17 protein-coding genes are annotated in these 22,603 nt (G+C 72.2%); 11 read left to right on the top strand and 6 right to left on the bottom strand.

Annotation, left to right across the window (positions count from 1 at the left end):
- The first annotated feature begins 277 nt into the window (after nucleotides 1-277).
- The 6 genes from AAC134_RS17280 to AAC134_RS17255 all read left to right on the top strand — a co-directional run bounded on the left by AAC134_RS17280 (nucleotide 278) and on the right by AAC134_RS17255 (nucleotide 8,413).
- Complete coding sequence (locus AAC134_RS17280) at nucleotides 278-1,036, top strand: SDR family oxidoreductase (RefSeq protein WP_339950368.1); 759 nt, start codon at nucleotides 278-280, stop codon at nucleotides 1,034-1,036.
- A gap of 175 nt (nucleotides 1,037-1,211) precedes the next feature.
- Complete coding sequence (locus tag AAC134_RS17275) at nucleotides 1,212-2,411, top strand: M24 family metallopeptidase (RefSeq protein ID WP_339950367.1); 1,200 nt, start codon at nucleotides 1,212-1,214, stop codon at nucleotides 2,409-2,411.
- 432 nt (nucleotides 2,412-2,843) lie between these two features.
- The gene (ppdK, locus tag AAC134_RS17270) at nucleotides 2,844-5,486 is read left to right on the top strand and encodes a pyruvate, phosphate dikinase (RefSeq protein ID WP_339950366.1); all 2,643 of its coding nucleotides are present in this window, start codon (nucleotides 2,844-2,846) and stop codon (nucleotides 5,484-5,486) included.
- Nucleotides 5,483-6,475, top strand: a complete 993-nt coding sequence (locus tag AAC134_RS17265; protein WP_339950365.1) for a methylmalonyl Co-A mutase-associated GTPase MeaB — start codon at nucleotides 5,483-5,485, stop codon at nucleotides 6,473-6,475. Before ppdK ends, AAC134_RS17265 begins: the two co-directional genes overlap by 4 nt.
- Before the next feature lie 146 nt (nucleotides 6,476-6,621).
- The gene (locus AAC134_RS17260) at nucleotides 6,622-7,446 is read left to right on the top strand and encodes a cell wall hydrolase (RefSeq protein ID WP_339950364.1); all 825 of its coding nucleotides are present in this window, start codon (nucleotides 6,622-6,624) and stop codon (nucleotides 7,444-7,446) included.
- A 223-nt stretch (nucleotides 7,447-7,669) separates the two neighbouring features.
- Nucleotides 7,670-8,413 (top strand): hypothetical protein, encoded by a 744-nt coding sequence (locus AAC134_RS17255; protein ID WP_339950363.1) that lies wholly within the window; start codon nucleotides 7,670-7,672, stop codon nucleotides 8,411-8,413.
- Between the two features lie 178 nt (nucleotides 8,414-8,591).
- Here the strand turns inward: AAC134_RS17255 and mutT are convergent, their stop codons facing one another.
- The 3 genes from mutT to AAC134_RS17240 form a co-directional block, all read right to left on the bottom strand.
- Nucleotides 8,592-8,987, bottom strand: a complete 396-nt coding sequence (gene mutT, locus AAC134_RS17250; RefSeq protein WP_339950370.1) for an 8-oxo-dGTP diphosphatase MutT — start codon at nucleotides 8,985-8,987, stop codon at nucleotides 8,592-8,594.
- Nucleotides 8,988-9,033: 46 nt separating this feature from the next.
- Nucleotides 9,034-10,488: a bifunctional glutamate N-acetyltransferase/amino-acid acetyltransferase ArgJ gene (gene argJ / locus AAC134_RS17245; RefSeq protein ID WP_339950362.1), complete on the bottom strand. Its 1,455-nt coding sequence runs from the start codon at nucleotides 10,486-10,488 to the stop codon at nucleotides 9,034-9,036.
- A gap of 267 nt (nucleotides 10,489-10,755) precedes the next feature.
- Nucleotides 10,756-11,709: a peptidylprolyl isomerase gene (locus tag AAC134_RS17240; protein WP_339950361.1), complete on the bottom strand. Its 954-nt coding sequence runs from the start codon at nucleotides 11,707-11,709 to the stop codon at nucleotides 10,756-10,758.
- Nucleotides 11,710-12,279: 570 nt separating this feature from the next.
- Here AAC134_RS17240 and secA point away from each other — a divergent pair.
- The 5 genes from secA to AAC134_RS17215 all read left to right on the top strand — a co-directional run bounded on the left by secA (nucleotide 12,280) and on the right by AAC134_RS17215 (nucleotide 19,273).
- Complete coding sequence (secA, locus tag AAC134_RS17235; RefSeq protein ID WP_339950360.1) at nucleotides 12,280-15,168, top strand: preprotein translocase subunit SecA; 2,889 nt, start codon at nucleotides 12,280-12,282, stop codon at nucleotides 15,166-15,168.
- A gap of 623 nt (nucleotides 15,169-15,791) precedes the next feature.
- The gene (locus AAC134_RS17230; RefSeq protein WP_339950359.1) at nucleotides 15,792-17,027 is read left to right on the top strand and encodes a multidrug effflux MFS transporter; all 1,236 of its coding nucleotides are present in this window, start codon (nucleotides 15,792-15,794) and stop codon (nucleotides 17,025-17,027) included.
- A gap of 41 nt (nucleotides 17,028-17,068) precedes the next feature.
- Nucleotides 17,069-17,458 carry a VOC family protein gene (locus AAC134_RS17225; protein WP_339950358.1) on the top strand — a complete coding sequence of 130 codons (390 nt, stop codon included), beginning with the start codon at nucleotides 17,069-17,071 and terminating at the stop codon, nucleotides 17,456-17,458.
- Nucleotides 17,459-17,585: 127 nt separating this feature from the next.
- The gene (locus AAC134_RS17220; protein ID WP_339950357.1) at nucleotides 17,586-18,779 is read left to right on the top strand and encodes an LLM class flavin-dependent oxidoreductase; all 1,194 of its coding nucleotides are present in this window, start codon (nucleotides 17,586-17,588) and stop codon (nucleotides 18,777-18,779) included.
- Nucleotides 18,780-18,916: 137 nt separating this feature from the next.
- A complete protein-coding gene (locus tag AAC134_RS17215) occupies nucleotides 18,917-19,273 on the top strand; it encodes a hypothetical protein (RefSeq protein ID WP_339950356.1) in 357 nt (118 codons plus the stop codon).
- 280 nt (nucleotides 19,274-19,553) lie between these two features.
- Here the strand turns inward: AAC134_RS17215 and grxD are convergent, their stop codons facing one another.
- The 3 genes from grxD to purL all read right to left on the bottom strand — a co-directional run bounded on the left by grxD (nucleotide 19,554) and on the right by purL (nucleotide 22,490).
- Nucleotides 19,554-19,931 (bottom strand): Grx4 family monothiol glutaredoxin, encoded by a 378-nt coding sequence (gene grxD, locus AAC134_RS17210; protein WP_339950355.1) that lies wholly within the window; start codon nucleotides 19,929-19,931, stop codon nucleotides 19,554-19,556.
- 37 nt (nucleotides 19,932-19,968) lie between these two features.
- Nucleotides 19,969-20,202, bottom strand: coding sequence for a BolA family transcriptional regulator (locus AAC134_RS17205; RefSeq protein WP_339950354.1), 234 nt, complete (start codon nucleotides 20,200-20,202; stop codon nucleotides 19,969-19,971).
- A 95-nt stretch (nucleotides 20,203-20,297) separates the two neighbouring features.
- Complete coding sequence (gene purL / locus AAC134_RS17200; RefSeq protein ID WP_339950353.1) at nucleotides 20,298-22,490, bottom strand: phosphoribosylformylglycinamidine synthase subunit PurL; 2,193 nt, start codon at nucleotides 22,488-22,490, stop codon at nucleotides 20,298-20,300.
- Nucleotides 22,491-22,603 lie beyond the last annotated feature (113 nt).

The raw sequence follows: 22,603 nt of genomic DNA, 5'->3' as shown, positions 1-22,603 counted from the left end.
GACCCCCGAAGGGGGCTTGTCCTTGACCCCTGCGGGCGAGTCGCTCAGGCATCAAGCAGCGACGGACGGCTTCGGAGAACAGGCGCGGCCTCTGTTCTTGGGTGAGTCAGGAGCTCCGCCGGAGGCTCCCGCCCCCTGACCTCAGGCGCCCCCTCCCCCCAGGCGCGACGCAGCCAAGCCCGCCCGCAGGGCGCCTGCTTTCCGGCGTCGGTCGCCCTTGACCCAGCCTGTCGCTGCGTTTCTGTGGGCTCCCCGCCCCCAAACCCGGAGCTCTTCCATGTCCCAGACCCCTTCCTTCCGCCTCGACGGCCGCCGCGCCGCCGTGACCGGCGCTGGCCGCGGCCTGGGCCTCGCCATGGCCCGCGCGTTGGCCGAGGCGGGGGCGGAGGTCACGCTCCTCGCGCGCTCGGCCGGGGAGATCGAGACGGCCGCCGAGGCGATCCGCGCCGCCGGCGGCCAGGCGCAGGCCGTGGCGCTCGACGTCACCGACCTTGCCGCGGTTCGGGGTTTCTTCGACGCCCGCCCGGCGTTTCATGCGCTGGTCAACAACGCCGGCTCCGCCCGCCACGGATCGTTCCTCGAGGTGGACGAGGCCGATTTCGACGCCGTCTTCGCGCTCAACGTCCGCGCCGCCTTCTTCACCGCCCAGGCTGCGGCCCGGCGGATGGCGGCCGAAGGGGTGGCCGGCTCGATCGTCAACGTCTCCAGCCAGATGGGTCATGTCGGCGGGCCCGAGCGTTCGGTCTACTGCGCCTCCAAGCACGCGATGGAGGGGTTCACCAAGGCGATGGCGGTGGATTTCGCCGGCAGCGGCCTGCGCGCCAACACGCTGTGCCCGACTTTCGTGGTCACCCCGCTGACCGCGCCCTTCTTCGAGAGCCCGGAGTTCGTCGAGTTCGTCGGCCGTCGCATGCCCATGGGCAAGCCCGCGACGCCGCAGGACGTGGCCGCCGCGGCCGTGTTCCTGTGCTCGGACGGCTCGCGGATGATGACGGGATCCGCGCTGAAGGTGGACGGGGGCTGGACGGCGGGCTGAGCCGCCGCGGCCGCTCGCTCCCCTTGGTCCCGCCCGCCCGCGCGTTCCCGCCGCAGGCGGCGGCGCTTGCCGCACGTGGCGGGGGGACGCAGGGTCGGCGGGGAAACATCGTTCACGCGGGCGAAACGTTCCTGGTCCAGGATCGTCCTCGCCCGCCCCGTCTGACGGAGAGCCCATGCCCGCCGAGGATCCCGCCTTCAGCGCCGCCGAATACGCCCGCCGCATCGCGCTGACCCGGGCGGAGATGCGCCGGCGCGGGCTCGACGCGCTCTATGTCCAGGACCCGTCCAACATGGCCTGGCTGACCGGCTACGACGGCTGGTCCTTCTATGTGCACCAGGGCGTGCTGGTGCAGCACGATTCCGACCCGATCTGGTGGGGCCGGCGCATGGACGCCGAGGGGGCCAAGCGCACCTGCTGGATCGGCGACGACCGGCTCCGCTCCTACAACGACGACTTCGTGCAGGCCATCGACCGCCACCCGATGCAGGACCTCGCGGCGCTGCTGCGCGAGCTGGGGCTGGCGCGCTCCTCTATCGGGGTCGAGCTCGACAACTACTACTACTCTGCCCGCGCCCACCTGACCCTGCTGCACGAACTGCCCGAGGCCGACCTTCACGACGCCACCGCCCTGGTGAACTGGCTGCGCGCGGTGAAGTCGGACGAGGAGCTGATCTTCATGCGCCGCGCCGCCCGCATCTCGGAGGCGATGCAGGACGTGGCGCTCGAGATGATCGAGCCGGGCCTGCCCAAGAACAAGCTCTCGGCCGAGCTCTTCTCGACCGCGATCCGCGGTCTGAAGGACGAGAGCGGCGAGGAGATCTGGGGCGACTACGCGGCCATCGTGCCGATGCTGCCCTCCGGGCCCGACAGCGCAGCCCCGCACCTGACCTGGGACGGGCGGCCGTTCAAGAAGGACGAGCCGACCTTCTTCGAGCTGTCGGGCTGCTACCGCCGCTATCACGCGCCGTTCTGCCGAACGGTCTACCTCGGCACCCCGCCCCAGGAGATGGTCGACGCGGCGAGCGCGGTGGCCGAGGGGATCGAGGCGGGGCTGGACGCGGGGCGCGCCGGCGCGCGGGCCTCGGACCTCGCGCGCGGGCTGTTCTCGGCGCTGCACCGGGCGGGGCTGCACAAGGACGGGCGCTGCGGCTACGCGGTGGGGCTGAGCTATCCGCCCGACTGGGGCGAGCGGACCATCTCCCTGCGCCTGAACGACGACACGCCGCTGGCCCCGGGGATGACCTTCCATTTCATGCCCGCGATCTGGACCGAAAACTGGGGGCTGGAGATCACCGAGACCATCGTGATCACCGACGACGGCCCGGCCGAATGCCTCTGCAATCGGCCCCGGGAGCTGTTCGTAAAGACCTGAGCGCGCCCCCTGCGGGGGCGCGGGGCGGAGAGGAGGCGCCCTGCGGGCGGGCCTGGCCCGGTGCCGGCGGGGGCGCCTGGAGACGCGGAGGCCGCTTCTGAACTCACCAGAGAACAGAGGCCGCGCCTGTTCTCCGGACCCGCCCGTCGCTGAAAGATGCCTGAGCCCCGCCGGGGGCCGGGTCAAGGACAAGCCGCCTGCGGCGGTCGCTGCGCGATCCCTGACCCGGCCCCCGGCGGGGCTCTGATCGGCATCAGCGACGGACGGCTCCGGAGAACAGGCGCTCGGCGCCAGGCTCGGGGCTGGGCGCCGGGGCGCGTGTGGCGGGTGGGGCGCGACGTTCGCGGCAGGGGCGCGCGGGGGGCCTTCCCTTCCCCTCGCGCGAATGCGACGATAATATTGCTGCAAAGCACAAAAGGGGAAGGACGCGCCGTGCGCGCCGAAACCGAGTTCTCGCGCGATCTCTACGCGCCGATCGGCCCCGGAGGGGCCGAGGACGCCGCGCGCTTCGGGCGCAAGGCGGCGACCCTGTCGCGCCTGGCGGGGCTGGGGATGCCGGTCAAGCCCGGCTTCGCCGTGGCCGCGGAGGCGGTCTCGGACCTCGCCGACCGGGGCGCGGCCGCGCTGGGGCCGGGGTTCGAGGCGGCGCTGGCCGATCTCGCGCCGGGCGCGCTGCTGGCGCTGCGCGCCTCGCCCGGCCGCAAGGAGTGGGGCGGGCCCGCGACGCTGCTCAATCTCGGCGCTTCGGTCGAGGGGCTGGAGCCGCGCATCGGCGCCCGCGCCGCCCGCGACGCCACCCGCCGCCTGATCCACGCCTTCGCCGTCCATGTCGGCCATGCCGACCCGGAGGCCTTCGAATACGCCCTCCACGACCTGCTCAAGGCCCATGGCGCGGACAGCGAGCATGACCTCGACGCCGACCAGCTCGACGAATTGATCGAGACCTTCCTCGACCTGCACGAGGAGGAGACCGGCGACCCGTTCCCCGCCTCGCCCGCCGCCCAGCTCGCGGCCGCCATGGGCGCCATGGCGCGGGCCTGGAGCTCGACCTCCGCCCGCCTGCTGCGGGTTTCCCGCGGGGGCCCGGAGCAGGGGGGCCTGGCGCTGATCGTGCAGGAGATGGCGCTGGGCCTGGGCGCGGGGCTGTCGGGCGCCGGGCGGGCCGCCTTCCGCTCCGAGCGATCCGGCGCGCCGGGGCTGGAGGGGCGGATGCTGTTCCAGGCGCAGGGCAACGACGCGCTCGCGGGGCTGCGCACGCCGCGGCTGGTGGGGGCCGCCGAACGCTCGGCCGCCGGCGTCCGCGATCCCGCGCTCGAAGAGGCCGCGCCCGAGATCGCCGACCGTCTCCGCGCGCTGGGCGCCAAGGCCGAGCGCGCCTTCCAGGATGCCATGACGCTGGAGTTCACGCTCGAGGACGGCGCGCTGCACGTGCTGGGCGCAGAGCCCACGCGCCGCACCGCCCGCGCCTCGGTGCGGATCGCGGTCGACCTCGCCAAGACCGGCGCGATCAGCGAGGAGGACGCGGTGCTGCGGGTGGAGCCGCGAACCCTCTCGGAGCTGCTGCACCCGACCATCGACCCGCTGGCCCCGCGGGACCTGCTGGCCCGCGGCCTGCCCGCGAGCCCCGGCGCCGCCTCGGGCCCCATCGTGTTCTCGGCAGAGGCCGCAGACGCCGCCGCGGCGCGGGGCGTTCCCGCGGTGCTGGTGCGGGTCGAGACCTCGCCCGAGGACATCCGCGGCATGCATTCGGCCGCCGCGGTGCTGACCGTGCGCGGGGGCATGACCTCCCACGCCGCGGTGGTGGCCCGCGGCCTGGGGACGCCCTGCGTGGTCGGCGCCTCGGGCCTGCATCTCGACCTCGAGGCGCGGGAGCTGACGGCGCCCGACGGGCGGGTGTTCCGCGAGGGCGACTCGATCACCGTCGACGGCGCCTCGGGCGAGGCGCTGGCCGGCGCCGCGCGCACCGTGCAGCCGGAGTTCTCGGGCGCGCTGGCCGAGCTGATGGGCTGGGCCGACCGCCTGCGCCGGATGCGGGTGCGCGCCAACGCCGACACCGCCCAGGACGCCCGCGTGGCGCTGGGTTTCGCCGCCGACGGCATCGGCCTGTGCCGCACCGAGCACATGTTCTTCGAGAAGGGCCGCATCACCCCGATGCGCCGGATGATCCTCGCCGACCGCGAGGCCGACCGGCGCGACGCGCTCGACGTGCTGCTGCCGATGCAGCGGGCGGACTTCATCGGCCTCTACCGGGTCATGCAGGGGATGCCGGTCACCATCCGCCTGCTCGACCCGCCGCTGCATGAGTTCCTGCCCCATGTCGATGAGGAGATCGACGATCTGGCCGAGCTGACCGGCCTGAGCCTGCGCCAGCTCCGCCGCCGCATCGCCGACATGCAGGAGTTCAACCCGATGCTCGGCAAGCGCGGCTGCCGGCTGGGCATCACCATGCCCGAGATCTACCAGATGCAGGCCCGGGCCATCTTCGAGGCGCTGGCGCAAAGCTGGACCGACGGCCCGCTGGTGCGCCCCGAGATCATGATCCCGCTGGTCTCGGCCCGGCGCGAGGCCAGCCTGATCCGGCGCGACATCGACCAGATCGCGGCCTCGGTGTCCGAGGAGACGGGCAAGGCCTTCTCCTACAAGGTCGGCGTGATGGTCGAGACGCCGCGCGCCGCGCTGCGCGCAGGCGATCTCGCGGGGGACATGGATTTCCTGTCCTTCGGCACCAACGACCTGACCCAGATGACCTACGGGCTCAGCCGCGACGACGCCGGGCGGTTCATGCGCGACTACGTGAACTCGGGCGTGTTCGAGGAGGATCCGTTCCATTCGCTGGACGTCGAGGGGGTGGGCGAGCTGATGATGATCGCCCGCGACCGCGCCCGCCAGACCCGGATCGACATTCCGCTGGGCCTGTGCGGCGAGCACGGCGGCGACCCCGCCTCGATCCGCTTCTGCGAGGCGGCGGGGTTCGACTATGTCTCCTGCTCGCCGTTCCGGGTGCCCATCGCGCGGCTGGCCTGCGCCCAGGCCACCGTGCTGCAACGCCGCCTCCAGGAGGAAGCCGAGGCTTGATTGACGCGTCCCTGACCGACCCCGATGCCGAGGCGCCCGACGGCGCCGACCTGCTGCGCGCGATCCGCGAAGGCGGCAAGCCCGCGCTCGCCCGGGCGCTCGCCCGCATCGAGGCCCGCCCCGAGGCGGTGCAGACGCTGGCCCTGCTCGACGCCGCTCACCAGGATCCGCAGGGCCATGTCGTCGGCCTGACCGGGCCGCCGGGGGTGGGCAAGAGCTCGCTCGCCAACCGGCTGGTCGCGTCGTGGCGGGGCAGGGGGATGACGGTGGGGGTGATTGCGGTCGACCCGTCCTCGCGACGGTCCCGCGGGGCGCTGCTGGGCGACCGCACCCGGATCGCGACCGACCCCGAGGATCGCGGGGTGTTCGTGCGCTCGATGGCCGCGCGCGACCGGCTGGGGGGGCTGGCCGAGCTGACCTATCCCGCGATGACCCTGATGCGCGCCCTCTACGACCGGGTGCTGGTCGAGACGGTGGGCGTGGGCCAGTCCGAGACCGAGATCGCCGACATGGCCGACACGGTCGCGCTGTGCGTGCAGCCGGCCTCGGGCGACAGCCTGCAGTTCATGAAATCGGGCGTGATGGAGGTGCCCCACCTGCTGATCGTCACCAAGGCTGACCTCGGGCTGCCGGCGCGCCGGGCGCTGGCCGACCTGAAAGGCGCGCTCTCGCTCGCGCCCCCGCGGCCCGACGGCTCCGAGCCGCGGGCCATCGCCTGCTCGGCCACCGAGCTCGACGGGGCCGAGGCTGCGGTCGAGGCGCTGGAAACCCGCATCGCCGAGGTGCCCGGAACGGCGCTGAAAGCCCAGCGCGAGCGCAACGCGCGCGCCTGGGCCGAACATGCGCTGCGCGCCCAATGGGGGCGGCGGGGACTGGAGACGGCGGCCCCCGATCTCGAATCAGTCCGATTCGCGAACTTCCCCTTTCAGACGGCGGGCCTGGCGATGGCAAGGCTGGAAAACAGCGTAAATGGGGTCTTGCGTCATTAACTCTTTTATCGCGCGATTTCAGACAATTAGATGATAAGCCCCTGCGGCGCCTGCCTGCGGCGCGGGCATTCCTGCTGGATTCAGGGGCCTCGAACGTGATTACAGGCCTCTCGAGACGAGATCACCACAACGACCGGAGAGGCCCGATGGCGCGCAAGCTTCATCGCTGGACCGCCGGCCGCACGGCGGCCGCGATCCTTCGTCCGCGAGCCCTCCTGGGGCTTGCGATGATAACAGGCGTCGCCCTCACGGGCGCGATCCTGACGACCCAGCAGGCCCGCGCGGATGCGCCCAGCTTCGTCACCGCCGCCCTCGGGGCCGAGCGGGCGGCGCTGGTTGGCGTCATGCAGCGCCGCGGCGCCGTCGACCTCGACGCGGTCGAGGGCCGTGTCATGCCGCGCTCCTCGGGAGCGGGGAGCCTCGCGAATCTGGACCTCGCGGACCGCAACACCATGGCCTCGCTGCAGCGGGGCGAGGACCGCACGACGCTGGGGCTCGCGGGCGTCGCCGCCGGGCAGCAGTCCTGGGAGGCCTTCGACGAGGCCAAGGCCGAGGGCGGGCCCGAGTGGCGCTGCCTGACCGAGGCGCTCTACTTCGAAGCGCGCGGCGAGACGCTCGCCGGGCAGGTGGCCGTGGCGGAGGTGATCCTGAACCGCGTCGACGCGGCGGTGTTCCCCGACACGGTCTGCGGCGTGGTCCGCCAGGGCGCGGCGTCGGGCAAGCTGCACGCCTGCCAGTTCTCCTACAACTGCGACGGCAAGCCCGAGCAGATCAACGAGAAGGCGGCCTTCGCCCAGGTCGGCCGGGTGGCCCGCGTGATGCTCGACGGCTGGGCGCGCACCCTGACCGACGGCGCCACCTACTACCACACCACTGCCGTGCGGCCCCGCTGGGCCCGCAAGTTCCACGAGACGGCCGAGATCGGTCCGCACCTGTTCTATCGGCGCCCCGACACCATCGCCAGCAACTGACCGGCGCCAGAAACCGACCGGCCGGGCGCGCCGCGCCCCATCGCCCGAGGCGCCACGGCGCCCATTTTCTGAACGTTCGATCCTGCGCGCGGCCTGCCATCGGGCCGCGCGTTGTCATTTCGGAACGGTTGCAGGGCGCGATCAACCTTAGGTTGACACCGGGTCACAAAAAAATCATGAACGGATTTGCAGCCCGTTCATGCCTGATCAGGAAGACTCATCGATGGCGCATCTGTTGATCTTCCACGGACGCCTTCACGGATTTGTCGGCCGAATGCTGGACGATCACTTCTTCGCCCCCCGCGTGGCCGAGACGCGCCGGCTGCGGCTCGACGACCCGATGCACGGCGCCCGCTCGCGTTATCCCGACGACATGGAGCCGCTGCCCCCCTCGACCCGTCTGGTCTCGGGGCTGCTGCCCTTCGGCTACCTCGACGGGCTGCATGAGCAGATCATGCATGTGTGCGTGATGACCGACCCCGAAGTCGCCTTCCTGCGGTTTGCGGCCGACCTGCGCGAGATGCCCCCGGCCGCCGTGCTGCGTCTTGCCGGCGCCTCGCGCCAGGCGCTGCCGTTCGAGGATCCCGAAGCGCTGGTGCTTCGATTGCTGGCCGCGCCGGCGATCCGGCGCTCGCGGCTGGGGGGGATGACCCGGCTGTGCGCCGGACTGCCCGCGATCGACGACGGTCGCCAGGACGAGACCCAGCTGCGCGCGGCCGAGGCGAACCTCGGGCGGGTGAACTTCCTGTGCGGGGTCGAGCCGCGGCTGCACAGTTTTCTCGCCTACCTCAGCGAAATCTTCGGCTGGGCGCCCCCGCGCGGCGACCTGCTGGATCTGGTGCCGCGCCCGCTGGTCGCGCCCGAGGCGCTGGGCGCGAGGGCCCGCGCGGCGCTGCGCGAGGCCACCGACGTCGACCGCCGCCTCTATGACCGGCGCATGGACCGCGGCGTCGCCAAGGTCGCCTGATCCCGCGCGCCAGCCGGCGCGAGGCCCGGCTGCGGGCCCGAGCGGCTGTCGCGAGGAACCGGACGGGTCGACCGTTCCCGCCCCCTGGCGCCGCTCGAGCCGGTCCCCTCGGATCCGGCCGCCCCGAGCCAGCCGCCCCGAGCCAGTAGCCGCGAGCCAGTCGCTCAGCGCCAGATTCTCAGAGCCAGTCGCGCAGGATCGGGATCAGGGGGATGTCGGCGGGGGGCATGGGGTAGTCGCGCAGGGTCTCGGGGCGCGCCCAGGTCAGGCGCTGTCCCTCGCGCGATTGCGGCGTTCCCTCCCACTTGCGGCAGATCCACAGCGGCATCAGCAGGTGGAAATCCTCATAGGCGTGCGAGGCGAAGGTCAGCGGCGCGAGGCAGCTTGTCCAGGTGCCGATGCCCAGCTCCTCGTGCAGCTCGCGCACCAGGCAGGCCTCGGGGGTCTCGCCGGGCTCGACCTTGCCGCCGGGGAACTCCCAGAGGCCCGCCATCGACTTGCCCTCGGGCCGCTGGGCCAGCAGCACGCGGCCGTCCCGGTCGACCAGCGCGCAGGCGGCGACCAAGACGATCATCTTCGGCGCGGGGGAGGCGCCCCCGGGCGTGGCCTCGCTCACCCGCTCAGCTCCGGTAGTCGGCGTTGATCGTGATGTAGCCGTGGGTCAGGTCGCAGGTCCAGACGGTGGCCTTGCCCTCGCCGATGCCCAGCTCGCAGGTCAGCGACAGCTCGGCGTTCTTCATGTAGGCGGCGCCGTCGGCCTCGCGGTAGGTGGGCGAGACCCAGCCCCCTTCGGCCACCACGATGTCGCCGAAGCGGATGCCGATGCGGTCGCGGTCGGCGGGCTCGCCCGACTTGCCCACGGCCATCACCACGCGGCCCCAGTTGGGATCCTCGCCGGCGATGGCGGTCTTGACGAGCGGCGAGTTTGCGATCGCCAGCGCCACTTTCTTGGCCGAGCGGTCGGACTTCGCGCCGGTGACGGTGACCGAGACGAACTTGGTCGCCCCCTCCCCGTCGCGCACGATCTGCTGGGCGAGGTCGCGCAGCACCCGCTCGAGCGCCGCGGCGAACTCCGCGGCCCGGGGATCGCGGCGCGAGGCGATGGGCTCCATCGGCGCGCGGCCGGTGGCCGCCACCAGCACCGTGTCGGAGGTCGAGGTGTCGCTGTCCACGGTGACCGCGTTGAAGGTCCGCTCGGTCGCCTCGGAGAGCATCTTCTGGAGCACGTCGCGCTCGATGGCGGCATCGGTGAACACGAAGCCCAGCATGGTCGCCATGTCCGGCGCGATCATCCCCGAGCCCTTGGCGAAGCCCGCGATGGTCACCCGCTGGCCGCCCAGCGGCAGCACCTCGGCCGCGCCCTTGGGGAAGGTGTCGGTGGTCATGATCGCGCGGGCCGCGTCCTCGCCCGCATCCTCGTGGAGGGCGGCGTTCAGCTCCTCGAGCTTGGCGGCGATCTTCTCGTGGGGCAGCGGCTCGCCGATCACGCCGGTCGAGGCCATCCACACGCCCGACTTCGGCGCGCCGGTGGCCTTGGCGACGGCGGCGGCCAGGGCCTCGACGGCCTCGACCCCGTTGCGGCCGGTGAAGGCGTTGGAGTTGCCGGAGTTGACCAGGATCGCCTGAGGCCCCTTCACCGGGGCGGCTTCGCGCAGGGCCTCGCACCACAGCACGGGGGCGGAGCGGGTCGAGGACTTGGTGAACACGCTCGCGACCGCGGCGCCGGGCGCCAGCATCGCCAGCATCACGTCGCGCCGGCCCTTGTAGCGCACGTTGGCCTCGGCGGCGGCGAAGCGCACGCCGGCGACGGGCGGCAGGTCGGGGAAGGCGGCGGGCGCCAGCGGCGAGACCGGCGGCGGGGTCTTTTTGGGCGCGGGAACGGGGGCGGGGGCTGCGGCCTCAGGCGCGGCGGGCTCGCCGGCGGCGGCGGCAGACAGCGTCGCCTCGAGCGCCGCCACCTCGGCCTTGAGCGCCGCCAGACGCTCGAGCGCGCCGGCCAGCGTTCCGGGCGGAGTCGCGGCGGGCGCGGCGGCCTTCGCCTTCTTCGACTTCTTCTTCTTGTCGTCCTTGGCCATGCCAGCGCGTCCCCTGCCTCGTCGACCCGGATCGGCCGCCCGGATCGTTCCGGAGAGCCGCCGTCGTCGCCCCGGCACGGGGCCGCCCGGACATGAAAAGGGCGGCGCCGCGCCGGTGCGGCCCCGCCCTCTTGCCATGTCCTCGCGACGGGGAGAAGCCCGTTCAGGCTTGTCGCCGCGGTCTTTTTCGCGCGCCCCGGAGCCTGCGCGCAAGCGCGCTCCGGGGCGCGTGCGCCGGGTCCCGCGACGGCGGAACCCGGCCGCTTGTCACTCTGCGCCGCGGGTCGGCGAGAGCAGGTCGTCGCGGCGGATCGCCGAGGCGTCGGGCATCGTCTCGGACATCTCGACGTCGGCGCCGGCGCGCAGCGACTCGACCTTCTCGGTGGCCACGGCGCGGGCGGCCTCCTGGGCGAGCTGCTGGCGCATCTCCTCGAAGGTCGGCACGGGGGCCTCGCGCTGGCCGGTGACCAGGATCAGGTGCCAGCCGAACTGGGTCTCGACCGGGCCCACGACCGCGCCTTCCTCGGCGCCGAAGGCGGCCTCGGCGAAGGCGGGGACCATCTGGCCCTCGTCGAACCAGCCCAGATCGCCGCCCCGCTCCTTGGTGCCGTCGGTGCCGTGCTCGCCGGCGAGCTCGGCGAAGTCGGCGCCGCCGTCGAGCTCGGCCTTGATCTCGTCGGCCAGCGCCTTGTCCTCGACCAGGATGTGCGAGGCGCGGATCTCGGGCGTCGGCTCCATCTCGGCGGCCTTCTCCTCATAGAGGGCGCGCAGGGCGTCCTCGGAGGTGGCGTCCGCGACGACCTTGGCCATCTCGGACTCGGCGAGGTAGGACTTGCGGGCGATCTCGGCGTGCAGGGCGGCGATGGGATCCTCGCCGCGGCCGGCCTCCTCGGCCTGCTGGGCGAGCAGCGTCTGCACCACGGCCTGGTCGATCAGCGCCGGCAGCAGCTGCGCGTCGGGGAGCTGCTGGTACTGCTGGGGCAGGGAGGCGCGGGCGATGATCACCTCGGCCAGCGTCACCGGCTTGCCGTTCACCGTCGCCACGACCATGTCGGCGGTCGCCTCGGGAGCGGACTCGGCGGTCTGGCCCCCGGACTGATCCGCGGTCTGGCTCTGCGTCTGGTCCTGGGCGTAGGACGCGACCGGGGCGAGCGCGACGGGGATCAGCGCGGCGGCCGCGACGGCGAAGACCGCGGCGCGGCGCGGGCGGGCGATGAGCATGTAGAACTCCCTTTCGTGGAGACGCCTTGAGAGCAGGCGGGGGCATCGGTTTCGCTGGGGGACCTGTAGCTTTTGCCCCCCCGGTTCAAGGCCGGGGCGGGAAACCGTCGCGGCGCAGAGGGCCGGAGACGGCGCCCCGAAGGGACAGCAACCGGGGTCGAAGGGCCGGGAAAACGGGGGCGCGGGGTCTGGCCGTCTCGTCGCTCTCCCGTCCGGACTGCGAGCCGGGCTTCCGGCCGGCGGGACAGGGGCGCGCGTTGACAGCGCCCCGCCCGCCGCCTAACTGTCCGCTGGGCTCTTCGAGAGCCCTCGCGGCGCGGGTCAGGCCCCGTTTAGCGCGCCCCCGGCGAGCGGGCAACCGGGTCCGGCCGCTTCGGACCTGCGCCCCCCGGCCCTCGGGACCGACGCGCGGAACGGCTCTGCGCGCCTCGATCGTATTTGGATTTCCGCCCGGGCGGCCGCCGACCGCATGGCGCCCGGGGCTGGCGTCGCCTATCTGGGGCGCTCGGAACGGTTTCGGGAAGCGGTGCACCGCGCGCTCCCGGCCGGCAGCTAGGATGAAGGCGAGACATGCTGGGACTGGGCGCCGCCGCCAGGAAGGTCTTCGGGACCGCGAACGACCGACAGGTCAAGGCGTTGATGCGCAAGGTGCGCGCGATCAACGACCTCGAACCCGAGCTTTCCGCCCTCTCCGATGAGGCGCTCCGCGCCAAGACGCAGGAGTTCCGGGACCGTCACGCCAAGGGCGAGACCCTCGACGACCTGCTGCCCGAGGCCTTCGCCGTGGCGCGCGAAGGCGCCAAGCGCGCGCTCGGCATGCGGCCCTTCGACGTGCAGCTGGTGGGCGGCATGGTCCTCCATCAGGGCAAGATCTCGGAGATGAAGACCGGCGAGGGCAAGACGCTGGTCGCGGTCCTGCCCACCTACCTCAACGCCATCGCCGGCAAGGGCGTCCACGTCGTCACCGTGAACGACTACCTCGCCCGCCGCGACGCCGAGTGGATGGGCAAGGTCTACGGCTTCCTCGGCCTGACCACCGGCATCGTGACCCCGGGCGTCGGCGACGCGGACCGCAAAGCCGCCTACGCCTGCGACGTCACCTACTGCACGAACAACGAGCTCGGGTTCGACTACCTGCGCGACAACATGAAGTTCCGGCTCGAGGACATGGTCCAGCGCGGCCACGCCTTCGCCATCGTGGACGAGGTCGACTCGATCCTGATCGACGAGGCGCGCACGCCCCTGATCATCTCGGGCCCCGCCGAGGACAGCTCGGAGACCTACCGCGCCGTCGACGCGATCATCCCCGAGATCCGCGACGAGCATTTCGACATCGACGAGAAGGCCCGCTCGGCCAACTTCACCGACGAGGGCAACGAGTTCATCGAGCAGCGCCTGCAGGCCGCAGGCCTGCTGCCCGAGGGCACCGGACTCTACGATCCCGAGAACGTCTCCTACGTCCACCACGTCAACCAGGCCCTGCGCGCCCACAAGCTGTTCCGCAAGGACACACATTACATCGTGCGCGACGCCAAGGTGGTGATCATCGACGAGTTCACCGGCCGGATGATGGACGGCCGGCGCTTCGGCGACGGCCTCCACCAGGCGCTGGAGGCCAAGGAAGGCGCCCAGATCCAGCCCGAGAACGTGACGCTGGCCTCGATCACCTTCCAGAACCTGTTCCGCCTTTACGGCAAGCTCTCGGGCATGACCGGCACCGCGATGACCGAGGCGGAGGAGTTCGGCTCGATCTACGGGCTCGAGGTGGTCGAGATCCCCACCAACATGCCCATCGCCCGCCAGGACGAGGACGACCAGGTGTTCCGCTCGGGCGACGAGAAGACGCTCGCGCTGATCGAGGCGATCGCCGACGCCAACCGCCGCGGCCAGCCGGCGCTGGTCGGCACCACCTCGATCGAGAAGTCCGAGCAGCTCTCGCACCTGCTGTCCCAGCCGCAGGCGCTGCTCAAGACCGCCGAAGTGCTGCGCAAGTTCGCCGAGCAGACCAAGCCCAAGGAAGAGAAGCGCCGCGCCTATCTCGAGGAGACGGCCGCGCATCTCGAGCAGATGGCCAGGACCGCGAGAGGCATCCCGCACGAGGTCCTCAACGCCCGCCACCATGAGCGCGAGGCCTATATCGTGGCCAAGGGCGGTCTGCCCGGCGCGGTGACCATCGCCACCAACATGGCCGGCCGGGGCACCGACATCCAGCTCGGCGGCAACCTCGAGCTGATGGCGCGCGCGCGCCTGCTGGACGCGGGCGAGGAGGTCACCGACGAGCGCCTCGCCGAGGTGATGGCCGAGATGAAGCCCCAGGCCGAGGCCGACAAGCAGTCCGCGCTCGAGGCCGGGGGCCTGTGGGTGATCGGCACCGAGCGCCACGAGAGCCGGCGCATCGACAACCAGCTCCGCGGCCGCTCGGGGCGCCAGGGCGATCCGGGGCGGTCGTCGTTCTATCTCTCGCTCGACGACGACCTGATGCGCATCTTCGGGTCCGAGCGGATGGACAAGATGCTCAAGACCCTGGGTCTCCAGGAGGGCGAGGCGATCATCCACCCCTGGGTGAACAAGGCCATCGAGAAGGCGCAGGGCAAGGTCGAGGCGCGCAACTTCGACATCCGCAAGAACCTGCTGAAGTTCGACGACGTGATGAACGACCAGCGCAAGGCGATCTTCGCCCAGCGCCGCGAGATCATGGAAACCAGCGACGTGCAGGAGACGGTCCGCGACATGCGCCACGAGCATGTCGACGATCTGGTGTCCGAGCATATCCCCGAGCGGGCGTATGCCGACCAGTGGGACGTCGAGGGGCTGTACGCCAAGCTGCTGCAGGACTTCGGCCGCGAGGTCCCGGTGATCGCCTGGGCCAAGGAAGAGGGCGTCGACGACGAGCAGATCCGCGAGCGTCTGGTGAAGATGGCCGACGAGCAGGTGGCCGAGAAGGCCGCGGCCTTCGGCCCCGACGTGATGCGCCAGATCGAGAAGTCGGTGCTGCTGCAGACCATCGACCACCACTGGCGCGAGCACCTGGTGACGCTGGAGCACCTGCGCTCGGTCATCGGGTTCCGCGGCTACGCGCAGCGCGATCCGCTCAACGAGTACAAGACGGAGGCGTTCGAGCTGTTCCAGTCGCTGCTGGGCCGTCTGCGTCGCGACGTGACCCGTCAGATCGCCTTCGTGCAGGTGATGAGCCAGGACGAGGCCTCCCGCCAGCGCGCGGCCCTGTCGGCGGCCGCCGACCAGCTCGCCGCCGCCGCCCAGCCGCGCCAGCCCGCGCCCGAGCCGGCCCTGGAAGGCGCCGGCGCCCCCGGCGCCGCGCCCGCCCCGGCGCCCGCGCCGACCCAGGCGGCCGAGATCGACCCGGCGAACCCCTCGACCTGGGGGCAGGTCGGCCGCAACGAGCCGTGTCCCTGCGGCTCGGGCCAGCGCTACAAGAACTGCCACGGCAAGATCGGCTGATCGGCGCGCATGCCCCTGACACGGGGGCGCCGCGTCGGCTGTCTCGCCGGTGGCCAGCGACTCGCCCGCGGCGCGCTGCGGGCGTTGTCGCGTCTGGGCGCCGTCTCCCGGGACAGGGTGAGTCAGTCGCGCGCGGCGCGGCCCCCGGGGCCGCGCGGGCAGGGCGCCGGTTGGTCGCGAGCATAGGGGGGCCGGCCGCTGGCGAACGTGCCCGACCGTGTCGGCCCGCGCCCCGCGACCCGGCTCGCCCTCGGCGCCTCGCTTCGCGAGCCTTGGCCCGCGGGGCGGATCGCCCCCCGAAACCGTCGCGTCGCCCCGCCGGAGCGCGGAACGGCCGGGCCGGGACCCGCCCGCAACACATCCCATCGCCGAAACGCGCCGCGGGCCCAACGCTCGCCACAAGGCGCGAGCGTCGCGCGGCGCCTCCGACGCGGGCCGCCGGGCGCGCCCTGTGGGAGAGACGCGGCCCCTCTCGCGGGCAGTCCTGCGTGCGGCCGAGCGGCGCGCGGCGGCCGCGGGGCCGGTCGCGACTTGCGCCGGGAGCCGGCAGGGATCAGGTTGCCTGACGTTTCGATCCGTCCGCATCGCTGGGCGATCTCCCCCCCGCCGGATTCATCCAGCCCATGCGCTTCCCCGCCGCCACCACGCCGCCCCACATCGTCACCCTGATCCTGCTGACCGCGGGAACCACGGTGACGCTGAACATGTTCCTGCCCTCGCTCGCCCATATCGCCGAGCACTTCGGCGTCTCCTACGGCGCCGCGGGCTGGCTGGTCTCGGGCTACCTCGGAGTGACGGCGCTGCTGCAGCTGATCATCGGGCCGCTGTCGGACCGGTTCGGGCGCCGGCCGGTGCTGCTGACCTGCCTGCTGGTGTTCCTCGTGGCCTCGATCGGCTGTTTCACGGCGCAGAGCTTCGAGGCGCTGCTCGCCTTTCGCCTGCTGCAGGGGGCGATGATCGCCGGTTCGGCCCTGTCGCCGGCCATCGTGCGCGACCTGCTGCCGCCGTCGGAGGCCGCCAGCCGGATCGGATACATCGCCACCGCTATGGCCGTGGGGCCGATCCTAGGGCCCTCGGTCGGCGGGCTGCTGGATGCGGGCTTCGGGTGGCGGGCCTCGTTCGGGCTCTACGCCCTGATCGCGGCCGGGCTGATCGCGCTCGTCTGGCGCGACCTCGGCGAGACCAACGCCACGCGCTCGGCAGACTTCGGACGCCAGTTCCGCGAGTATCCCGAGCTCCTCCGATCCCGCCGCTTCTGGGGCTGCGCGCTGTGCATGGCGTTCTCGGTCGGGGGCTTCTTCGCCTTCATCGCCGGCGCGCCGCTGATCGCGCAGGCGGTGCTGGGGATCAGCCCCGCGGCGCTGGGGATCGCGCTGGGCTCGATCACCACGGGCTTTGCGGCGGGGGCGTTCCTGTCGGGGCGCTACGCCGCGCGCGTGGGGCTGACGGGGATGATGATGGCCGGGCGGGTCGCGGCCTGCGCGGGCATCGCGGTGGGGCTGGGGCTGGCGCTCTGGGGACATGTCTCGGTCGTCTCGGTGTTCGGGTCGACGATCTTCCTGGGCTTCGGCAACGGGCTGACCATGCCCTCGGCCAACGCCGGCGCGGTCTCGGTCCGCCCGCGGCTGGCGGGCAGCGCGGCGGGGCTGGCGGGGGCGCTGAACGTGGGCGGCGGCGCGGCGATCACCGCAGGCGTCACCTACGTGATCGCCCGCGAGCCCCGCGCCTCGGTCCTGCTCGGACTGATGCTGGCGCTGGCGCTGGCGGGGCTGGCGGCCGCCTTCTACGTGCGCTGGGTCGACCGGCGGGAGGCCGCGGCCGGCGGCCTCGCGCTCGAGCTCAGACGCCGTCCCGGTTGACGCAGGCGCCCCGCGGCGCGATCCTGCCCGCGGAGGCCCCCATGACCGTCCTGCGCATCGTCCCCAACCTCGCCCATCCCGACCCCGCCGCCTCCCGCGCGTTCTGGCAGGACCTGCTGGGCATGGCCCCGGCGATGGACATGGGCTGGATCGTCACCTGGTCCCCGCCGATGGACCGCCTCGACGAACCCCAACAGCGCCCCCAGGTCTCGGTCATGTCCCAGGGCGGCGAGGGCGCCCCGGTCCCAGACCTCTCGGTCGAGGTCGACGACGTCGACGCGGTCCACGCCCGGGCCCGGTCCATGGGCCTGCCCATCGAGCGCCCCCTGACCGACGAGCCCTGGGGCGTGCGCCGCTTCTTCGTGCGCGAGCCGGGCGGGCGGCTGGTCAACATCCTCTCCCATGCGCAGGACCCGCTCCCGCAGCCGTGAGGCGCGGGCGGGTTGCTATGGTCGCCTGAGCATTGACGTGCGGGTCGCGGCGCGCCCATGCTGGCCGCGGCCAAAAAGGCCCGGACGCCGTTCCCCGCGGCGGACCGTATGACCGGGAGGAAAATCCATGATCGACAGACTGCGCTTCGGCGTATTCCTCGCCCCGTTCCACAAGCCGGGCCTGAACCCCACCCTGGCGCTTCAGAACGACCTCGAGCTGATGGCCTGGCTCGACCGCTGCGGCTATGACGAGGCCTGGATCGGGGAGCATCACTCCGCCGGCTCCGAGATCATCGCCAGCCCCGAGATCTTCATCGCCGCGGCCGCCGAGCGCACCCGGCATATCCGCCTCGGCACCGGCGTCACCTCGCTGAGCTACCACAACCCGCTGTGGGTGGCCGAGCGGATGGTGATGCTCGATCACCTGACCCGCGGACGGATCATGTTCGGCGCGGGCCCCGGCGCACTGCCGACAGACGCGAGGATGATCGGCCTCGATCCCTCGCAGACCCGGGGGCTTCTGGAGGAGTCCCTGGGCGTGATCATGAAGCTGCTCGAGAGCGAGGAGCCGGTCACCTTCAAGAACGACCGCTGGGACCTGCGCGAGGCGCGCCTGCACCTGCGCCCCTACTCCGACTTCGACGTCTGCGCGGCGGCGGTGGCCTCGCCGGCCGGGCCGCGGCTGGCGGGCAAGCACGGAATCGGGCTGCTGTCGATCGGCGCGACCTCTGCGGCTGGCTTCGACGCGCTCGCGCTGCACTGGGACGTGATGGAGGCCGAGGCCGCCCAGCACGGCAAGACGGTCAGCCGCGACAAGTGGCGTCTCGTGGGCCTCGTGCACATCGCCGAGACCGAGGAGCAGGCCAAGAAGGACGTCGCCTACGGGATGGAGCAGTGGTTCCACTACTTCCAGGCGGTCGCGGCCTTCCCGCAGATGGCGGTTCCGGGCGACAACCTCGACGAGATGATCGCCTTCATCAACAAAAGCGGCTTTGGCGCCATCGGCACGCCTGACATGGCCATCGCCCAGATCGACCGGCTGATGAAGCAGTCGAACGGGGGTTTTGGCGCCTACCTGATGCTGGCCCACAACTGGGCCAACCCCGAGGCCACCAGGAACAGCTACGAGCTGATCGCTCGCCACGTGATGCCCCATTTCCAGGGCCATTTCCTGCCCACGATGGACAGCGCCGCCCGGGCCGAGAAGCTGCGCCCCGAGCTTGCCGCCCAGCACGAGCAGGCGGTCGAGGACATGAAGTCCCGCTACGAGGCCGAGGTCGCCGGCCGCGCGAAGAAGCCCGAGGGGGCGGACGCGGGCTGAGGCTCGATCGTCGGGGGGCGCGCAATCGGCGCCCTCCAGCCCGCGCGGGCGCCTGTGCGGCGCTGACGCTGGTCGGCTCCAGCATCGACACGGTCGACACCCTGCTTGAAATCGATCCCGACACAGGCGCCGCCAGCGTGATCGCCGACACGGCCGACAGCCTGAACGGCCTGGCCTTCTCGCCCGACGGTCGGCTCTATGGCACGCAGCTGTCCGCGTCGAACCTGGTTGAGATCGACCTCGACGACGGAAGCTTCGACATCATTCTTGGATTCGACGGGACCGGCCTGGCCTTCGACGCCTCAGGAACGCTCTCGGGGCTTGGCTACGGCGCCGGCGGCGCGCCGCAGAACCTCGTCACCATCGATCTGGTCGCCGCGACGGTCAGCGTCGTGGGATCGACCGGCCGCAATCGTCTGGGGGGCGTCGCCTTCGCGCCGGACGGCGGGCTCTTCGGCGTCGACGTCGTCGCGGCTCGCGGGCGCAGGCGCTGACGCCGAGGGCGCGACCGCTCGCGACCGCTCGCAAAGATCCAGGAGCGGCGGTCGCTTCCGCGGCGCCGGGGGGGCGGTCACGCGGGAGGCGCGGTCCTGAAACGATGTGCGGCGCGTTCGCGGTGGGAATCGGCGACGGCGGTCGCCGCGTTGCGCCGGACGATCCGGCCAGCCGCCGGGGCGGTCGAAGGGCCCCAGCCGGCGGTCGGACGCCGGAGCGAAAACAAAAGGGCCGGTCGCGGGGACCGGCCCTTTTGCGAATCGGAAACGGCGAGGCCGCTTACTGGTTGGCTTCGCGGATCTCGGCGGCCTTGGCCTTGTCGAAGCTGACGCCGTTCTGCTCGAACATCTGGTCCAGTTCGCCCGACAGCGTCATCTCGGTGATGATATCGCAGCCGCCCACGAACTCGCCTTTCACGTAGAGCTGGGGGATCGTGGGCCAGTCGGAGAAATCCTTGATGCCCTGGCGCACGGCGTCGTCGGCGAGCACGTTCACGTCCTTGAAGTCGACGCCCATGAAGTTCAGCACGCCGGCCACGCGCGCGGAGAACCCGCACTGCGGCATCGACTTGGTGCCCTTCATGAACAGGACCACGTCGTTGGCCTTGATGTCGGCCTCGATCGTGGCGAAGGCGGGGTTGGTCGCGGTCTCGGTCATTCGCGTCCTCCTCGGGGGACGGGGCGGGGACTGGCGGTCAGTCCGGCGCCCGGGTGGTCAGCGCGAGGGCGTGCAGCTCGCCCCCCATCCGGCCCTTCAGCGCGGCGTAGACCGCCCGCTGCTGCTGGACCCGGTTCATGCCCTTGAACTCCGGGGCGACGACGGTCGCCGCGTAGTGGTCCCCGTCCCCGGCGAGGTCGTTGATCTCGACGACGGCCTGCGGGAAGGCCTCCTTGATCAGACGCTCGATCTCGCTGGATTCCATGGGCATCGGGGGCTCCGAGTTCGTGGCCGTTCAAAGATGAAATAAAGCCCGCGGCCCCTCCCTGCAAGGGAGCGAGGGGCCGCGGGCGGGCGACGCCGGCCTCAGCCCTCGCCCATCATCCTCGCAAAGCCGCCCTCGTGGGCCTCGCGCAGGGTCGCGAGGGGGGCCGAGGCGCCGCCCAGGATCACCGCGTCGCCCTCCAGCGTGCCCACCTGGCGCGCCGGCACGCCGGCCTTTGCGGCCGCGTCCATGGCGGCCATCGCCGATTTGGCGGGGCAGGCGAGCAGGTAGCGGCCCTGGTCCTCGCCAAAGAACCAGGCGCCGGGCGTCAGACCCTTGGGCGCGCCCGCGACCGTCGCGCCGCAGCCCGAGGCCAGCGCCATCTCGGCCGCCGCGACCGCGAGGCCGCCGTCCGAGAGGTCATGGGCGGCGCTGAGCAGGTCCTGCGCCTTGAGCGCGCGCACCAGCTCGCCCGCCGCCCGCTCGGCGGCGAGGTCGACGGGGGGCGGGGGGCCTTCCTCGCGCCCGTGCAGCTCGTAGAGCCAGGCGGAGCGGTCGAGCCAGCCCGCGGTGTCCCCCAGCAGGATCAGCACGTCGCCGCGCCGGCCCGCCATCCCGATCGCCTGCGACAGGTCCTCCAGCAGGCCCACCGCGGCGATGGTCGGCGTGGGCTGGATGCCCTGGCCGTCGGTCTCGTTGTAGAGGCTGACGTTGCCCGAGACGATCGGCATGTCGAGCGCCAGGCACGCCTCGCCGATGCCCTGGATGCAGCCGACGAACTGGCCCATGATCCGCGGCTTCTCGGGGTTGCCGAAGTTCATGTTGTCGGTGGTCGCGAGCGGCCGCGCGCCGGTGGCGCAGAGGTTGCGGAAACACTCCGCCACCGCCTGGCGGCCGCCCTCGACCGGGTCCGCGAAGCAATAGCGCGGCGTCACGTCCGACGAGAACGCCAGCGCCTTCTTCGTCCCGTGCACCCGCACCACCGCGGCGTCCGATCCGGGGCCGCGCGCGGTGTCGGCGCCCACCGTGTGGTCGTACTGCTCCCACACCCAGGCGCGCGAGCAGAAGTTGGGCCGCCCGATCAGCGCCAGCAGGTCGGCGGCCGGATCCGCGCAGGCGGGCATGTCCGCGACCTTCGGCGAGGGGGGCGTCGGCTCCCACGGGCGGTCGTACTCGGGCGCCGTGCCCGAGAGGGCCGCCAGCGGCAGGTCCGCCTTCACCTCGCCGCCCAGCTTCACCAGGAAGCGGTCCTCGGCGATGGTCTGGCCGACGATGGCGAAATCCAGGTCCCACTTGTCGAAGATGGCGCGGGCCTCGGCCTCCATCTCCGGGTTGAGGACCATCAGCATCCGCTCCTGGCTTTCCGAGAGCATCATCTCGTAGGCCGTCATGTTCGTCTCGCGCTGGGGCACCGCGTCGAGGTCAAGCTCGATCCCCAGGCCGCCCTTGTCGCCCATCTCGACGGCCGAGCAGGTCAGGCCCGCGGCGCCCATGTCCTGAATGGAAATGACCGCGCCCGAGGCCATCAGCTCGAGGCAGGCTTCCAGAAGGCGCTTTTCCGTGAACGGGTCGCCGACCTGCACGGTGGGGCGCTTTTCCTCGGCGCCCTCGCCGAATTCGGCCGAGGCCATGGTGGCGCCGCCCACCCCGTCGCGCCCGGTCTTGGCGCCGAGGTAGACCACCGGCATGCCCACGCCCGAGGCGGCCGAGTAGAAGATCGCGTCGGCCTTCGCGATGCCCGCGGCGAAGGCGTTGACCAGACAGTTGCCGTCATAGCCCGCGTGGAAGCGCACCTCGCCCCCGACGTTGGGCACGCCAAAGCAGTTGCCGTAGGAGCCCACGCCCTCGACCACGCCCGCCACCAGGCGGCGGGTTTTCGGATGCTCCGGGCGCCCGAAGCTGAGCGCGTTCATCGCGGCCATCGGGCGGGCGCCCATGGTGAAGACGTCGCGCAGGATGCCGCCGACCCCGGTCGCGGCCCCCTGGTGGGGCTCGATGTAGGAGGGGTGGTTGTGGCTCTCCATCTTGAAGATCACCGCGTCCCCGTCGCCGATGTCGACGACGCCCGCGTTCTCGCCGGGGCCGCAGATCACCTGCGGACCCTCGGTCGGAAGGGTGCGAAGCCACTTCTTGGAGGACTTGTAGGAACAATGCTCGTTCCACATGGCCGAGAACACGCCCAGCTCGGTCCAGCTCGGCGTTCGGCCGATCAGATCCAGGATCCGCTGGTATTCCTCGGCCGTCAGGCCATGGTCCGCGGCGAGGGCTTGCGTGACGGCGGGTTCTGCGGACATGGTCCCTCCTGAACGAAGGCCGCCTTACCATGACCCCGGGCGTCGGGGCGCCCCGGTGCGGAAAGGCGAAAGGCGCGGGCCTTCTAGCCCGGCGCAGAGGCGAGGAAAAGATC

Source organism: uncultured Albimonas sp. (assembly GCF_963977235.1).
Classification (GTDB): domain Bacteria; phylum Pseudomonadota; class Alphaproteobacteria; order Rhodobacterales; family Rhodobacteraceae; genus Albimonas.
This window is presented reverse-complemented; position numbering and strand designations above follow the sequence as displayed.